We start from the raw sequence: 5,225 nt of genomic DNA on the forward strand, positions 1-5,225 counted from the left end.
TCTTACCCAAGAAGCCGCGCCTGAGGTTTTTTTTTGCTCATTTTTCGTTAGGGTTCAGGAGACAGGGTAATGCACTATCAGCAGCTGGCAGATGAAATCATCGAAGGTGTCGGGGGTAAGAACAATATTCAAAGCGTTATGCATTGTGCTACCCGTTTGCGTTTCAAGCTGAAAGACCGCAATAAAGCCAACACCGACGCCTTGAAGGAGAATGCTGGCGTGATCATGGTGGTGGAGAGTGGCGGCCAGTATCAGGTGGTGATCGGCAACCATGTCGCTGAGGTGTATCGTGAGTTGGGAACCGATGGCATCAGTGCAAACAGTGAGGAACAGGGCAAAGAGAACTTGTTCGCCAGATTTATCGATTTAGTCTCCGGTATTTTCACGCCGTTTATCGGGGTGATGGTTGCTACCGGGATCATCAAAGGTCTGCTGGCGCTGGCGCTGGTTTTAGGCGTTATGCAGGCGGATAGCGGCAGTTACAAAGTGCTGTTTGTTGCCAGTGATGGCCTGTTTTACTTCCTGCCGATCCTGCTCGGCTTCAGTGCCGGTAAAAAATTTGGCGGCAATCCTTTTATCAGCATGGCAATCGCTGCTGCGCTGGTACATCCGCAAATTATGGCGGTGTTTGAGAGCCAGAAGCTCGGACAGTCGCTTAACTTTTTTGGCATCCCGCTCGAGATCCTCAATTACAGCTACTCGGTCATTCCGATTATCTTTGCCGCCTGGGTCGCCAGCCTGATTGAACGAGTGGTGCATCCGCGCTCGCCTTCTGCCGTACGTAACTTTACTACCCCGCTGATTTGCCTGCTGTTAGCGGTGCCGCTGACGTTCCTGATCATCGGTCCGGCTGCGACCTGGCTAAGCCGCGGCCTGGCAGAAGGCTATGTCTGGGTTTACAGCCTGAGTCCGACAGTGGCTGGCGCAGTGATGGGCGCCATCTGGCAGATTTGCGTGATCTTCGGTCTGCACTGGGGTCTGGTTCCGCTGATGCTGAACAATCTGGCTGCCTTTGGTCAGGACACGTTGATCCCGTTGGTGTTGCCTGCGGTGATGGGGCAGGCAGGCGCGACTCTGGGCGTGATGTTTAAAAGCCGCGATGCAAAGCTCAAAGCGATTTCAGGGTCTGCTTTTACCGCCAGTATTTTCGGCATCACTGAACCGGCGGTGTATGGCGTGACGCTGCCTCATCGCCGGCCGTTTATCTTTGGTTGCATCGGCGGGGCATTGGGCGCGTCCATTCTGGGTTATGTCCACACCACGATTTATTCCTTCGGCTTTGCCAGCATCTTTACTTTCCTGCAAATCGTGCCCAGCAGCGGGCTTGATGCCAGCGTCTGGGCGGCATTTGTCGGGGCTGCTGTTGCGCTGATCTTTGCTGGCGTGGCGACTTATTGCTTCGGCTTACCGGCCACGCCTCTTGCGGTAGCGGTGCCAGCAGAGTCACCAGCTCAGAAAGCCGCTTCACGCAGGCTAACGGTGACGAGCCCCATCAGCGGCGAAATACGGCCACTGGAGCAGGTTCAGGACGCAACGTTTGCCAGCGGGTTGTTGGGCAAAGGTGTGGCGATTATTCCGCAACAAGGGCGCGTAGTGTCGCCGGTCAAAGGCGTTGTTTCCTCGATATTCCGTACCGGCCACGCGGTGGGCCTGACCTCAGAGGAGGGCGCTGAAGTGCTGATCCACGTTGGGCTGGACACCGTCAAACTCGACGGCCAGTTCTTCTTCCCTCGGGTCACCAACGATCAAACCGTCAATGTCGGCGATCTGCTGCTGGAATTTGATCTGGAGGCGATTAAAGCAGCGGGCTACGACCTGACTACGCCAGTGCTGGTCAGCAACAGCGATGACTACATTGACGTACTAATCCTCACTGACGGCGCAGTAACTGAAGGTACGCCGTTGCTGACTGTATTGAACTAACAGGAGAGTCACTATGAACAAACGTTTTCCGGACAATTTTTTATGGGGCGGCGCTGTCGCTGCGAACCAGGTCGAAGGGGCTTACCAGCAGGGCGGCAAAGGGTTGTCGACGTCTGACCTGCAACCCAAAGGCATTTTTGGTGAGCGAGTCGTCCGTCAGGAAGGGGATTCTGGCATCAAGGACGTGGCGATCGACTTTTACCATCGTTTCCCTGAAGACATCAAATTGTTCGCTGAGATGGGCTTCACCGTCCTTCGAACCTCCATTGCCTGGACACGCATTTTCCCGCAGGGAGATGAACAGGCGCCCAATGAGGAAGGGCTGGCGTTTTACGATCGTCTGTTTGATGAGATGGCCAAATACAACATCACGCCGCTGGTCACGCTGTCTCATTACGAAATGCCTTTTGGCCTGATTGAGCAATACGGTGGCTGGGGAAGCCGCACCACCATTGATTGCTTCGAGCGTTATGCCCGCGCGGTGTTCACCCGCTATCAGCACAAAGTGAAGCACTGGCTGACCTTCAACGAAATCAATATGTCCTTACATGCGCCGTTTACCGGCGTTGGGTTGCCGGAAGAAAGCAACAAGGCAGAAATCTATCAGGCCATTCATCATCAGCTGGTGGCCAGCGCCCGTGCGGTGAAGGCTTGCCATGAGATTGTCAAAGGCGGGCAAATCGGCAATATGCTGTTGGGTGGGCTGCTGTATCCGTTAAGCTGCCGCCCGGCGGATGTGCTGGAAACGCTGCAACAAAACCGTGAATGGCTGTTCTTCGGTGATGTGCAGGTGCGCGGCTACTATCCAGCGTATATGAAGCGCTTCTTCGCCGACCGCAACATCGAACTGGTTGTCACTGAGCAGGATAAGCTGGATCTGCAAAACACCATCGATTATATCTCCTTCAGCTATTACATGACCGGCTGTGTGACCACCAACGAAGAAGAGAATCAGAAAGCGCGCGGTAACATTCTCTCTATGGTGCCGAATCCGCATCTGGCCAGTTCTGACTGGGGATGGCAGATCGATCCGGAAGGCCTGCGCATTCTGATGAATCTGCTGTATGACCGCTACCAGAAGCCGCTGTTTATCGTGGAAAACGGCCTGGGCGCGAAAGACAAAGTGGAGGCCGACGGCACCATTCAGGATGACTACCGTATTCAGTATCTGAACGATCATTTGGTGCAGGTGCGCGAAGCGATTGAAGATGGCGTGGAAGTGATGGGCTATACCTGTTGGGGGCCGATTGACCTGGTCAGCGCCTCGAAAGCAGAGTTCTCCAAGCGCTATGGCTTTATCTATGTTGATCGTGACGATCAGGGGAAAGGGACGCTGGCTCGTTCGCGTAAGCAGAGCTTCTATTGGTATCAGCAGGTGATCCGCAGCCACGGTGAATCGTTGAGTTAAGCTGTGTTGCCGGGCGTCTGTCGCCCGGCTTCAGGCCTCGTCCGCATCCTCTTCCAAAGCCAGCGTTTCCTTCCGCACTCGCTCAATATGAATGGTCAGAAACATGCGCTCCTCACAAGAGAGCGTGTAGTGGTGTTTTTGCTGGATATGCTGGTCAATTTTCTGCGCGCACTGGTAGGAAAGGGGGTATTTCTCGCGGACCACATCATGTAATGACTCATCCTCACTCCATACACCGCGTTTGCCGAGCATGCGTTGGGCGAAAAACTTCAGATGGTTTACAAAGCGGTTATAGCTCAGGCTGTCGATGCGGTAATCAAGCTGCAAACGGTATTTCACGATATGCAGGATCTCCTGCATAAACTGAGTGATGTGTGAGACATCGGACATATCGCTGCCCAGCTGAGCGTTGACCAGATGCAGGGCAATAAAGCCGGCTTCATCTTCAGGTAGCTGAACAACCAGCCGCTTTTCAATCAGCTCAAGGGCTTTCAGGCCAAGCCCGAACTCTTTCGGATACAGCGTTTTGATTTCCCATTTAAGAACATTACGGATCGGCAGACCCTGCCGGTGACGTTCCAGGGCAAAGTGGCAGTGATCGCTCAGGGCAATCGACAGGCTCTCATGCAGGGGGGTGCCCAACTCGCTGCGCGCCTGGGCGATAATCAGCTCGGTGGTGGTGATCACCTCAAGCGGGATTTCCGACAGCAACTCGCTCAGGCGACCGGTCAACGCATCATTTTGCAGAGCGAAGACTTTTTCAATCAAGCCGGGATCGAGTTCATCGCCCACTTTTTTTTGAAAGGCTAATCCCCGTCCCATCACCACTTGTTCTTTGCCGTTGTCTGCCAGAATGATAGCCACGTTATTATTCAGTATTTTCGCGATCTTCATTTATTTACCCTGAAAATAAAAAAACCTGACCCACCGGGAGAACGGTGTAGCCAGGTTTTGCCTGTGCAAAGCACAGTAACAATCATGCGCCATGATTAACGGACGTTGCGGAGACCGCAATCACTTAATCCGTGAACTGTGATGCATATCCGTTAATAAAACAGACCAAAGTTGAGTAAATTTTTGTGCAGATCAGTGCAGTAGTGCGTAAGCCTGGTTAGCATGAAGGAAGATGTATCATGAGTTCAGGACAAAGAGAGGCGTTAACGTGGGGAAAGTCATGGCGGACAAGTGGCAGTTGTGGATGGCAGGCGCCTGTTTAACCGTAGTAGCAGGAATGGCACACGCCGACTCGCTGGAAGCTCAGCGTGGTCGTTATTTGCAAATCAAGCAGGCGTGGGACAGTAATCAAATGGATACGGTGGCGCAGCTGATGCCCACCTTACGTGACTATCCTCTTTATCCTTATCTTGAATACCGTGAGCTGGCTCAGCATCTGGATCAGGAGACCGGGCTGGCTGTGAAGGCATTTATTCAACGGTATCCTACCCTGCCGCCGGTGCGCTCCCTGCCTTCCCGCTTTGTAAATGAGCTGGCTCGCCGTGAAGACTGGCGCGGCTTGCTGGTGTTCAGCCCGGAAGAGCCGAAGCCGGTTTCTGCACGCTGTAACTGGTATTACGCCAAATGGGCGACCGGGCAGCAGCAAGTGGCCTGGGATGGCGCAAAAGCTATCTGGTTGCGCGGCACTTCTCTGCCAGCAACCTGTGACAAGCTGTTCAGCGTCTGGCAGGGATCAGGTCAGCAAACACCAATCACCACTCTGGAGCGTATTCGTCTGGCGATGAAAGAGGGGAATACCAATCTGGTTAACTTCCTCGCTAAACAGCTGCCGGAGGATTATCAGACCATGGCGAACGCGGTGATGGATCTGCAAAACAACCCGCAGACTGTCATGACCTTTGCCCGTGCCGTTGGGCCAACTGATTTTACCCGTCAGGCC

The 5,225-nt window shown here is 53.8% G+C and carries 3 protein-coding genes and 1 pseudogene; 3 read left to right on the forward strand and 1 reads right to left on the reverse strand.

What is annotated here, in order from left to right:
- Positions 1-69: 69 nt before the first annotated feature.
- Complete coding sequence (bglF, locus tag WCC56_RS15520) at positions 70-1,923, forward strand: PTS beta-glucoside transporter subunit IIABC (protein ID WP_424693241.1); 1,854 nt, start codon at positions 70-72, stop codon at positions 1,921-1,923.
- Between the two features lie 13 nt (positions 1,924-1,936).
- Positions 1,937-3,331, forward strand: coding sequence for a glycoside hydrolase family 1 protein (locus WCC56_RS15525; protein WP_424693242.1), 1,395 nt, complete (start codon positions 1,937-1,939; stop codon positions 3,329-3,331).
- A gap of 30 nt (positions 3,332-3,361) precedes the next feature.
- On the opposite strand, the gene licT is transcribed toward WCC56_RS15525, so the two are convergent.
- Positions 3,362-4,225 carry a BglG family transcription antiterminator LicT gene (gene licT, locus WCC56_RS15530; RefSeq protein ID WP_424693243.1) on the reverse strand — a complete coding sequence of 288 codons (864 nt, stop codon included), beginning with the start codon at positions 4,223-4,225 and terminating at the stop codon, positions 3,362-3,364.
- A 280-nt stretch (positions 4,226-4,505) separates the two neighbouring features.
- On the opposite strand from licT, the pseudogene WCC56_RS15535 reads away from it, so the two are divergent.
- Positions 4,506-5,225: pseudogene (locus WCC56_RS15535) on the forward strand (murein transglycosylase); the annotation flags it as partial.

This window comes from Erwinia sp. (assembly GCF_049696395.1).
Lineage (GTDB): Bacteria > Pseudomonadota > Gammaproteobacteria > Enterobacterales > Enterobacteriaceae > Erwinia.

What these genes read in the sequence shown, in the direction of transcription:
- bglF (WP_424693241.1), top strand. Translation starts at nt 70, where the DNA reads ATGCACTATCAGCAGCTGGCAGATGAAATCATCGAAGGTGTCGGGGGT.
- licT (WP_424693243.1), bottom strand. Translation starts at nt 4,225, where the DNA reads ATGAAGATCGCGAAAATACTGAATAATAACGTGGCTATCATTCTGGCA.
- WCC56_RS15525 (WP_424693242.1), top strand. Translation starts at nt 1,937, where the DNA reads ATGAACAAACGTTTTCCGGACAATTTTTTATGGGGCGGCGCTGTCGCT.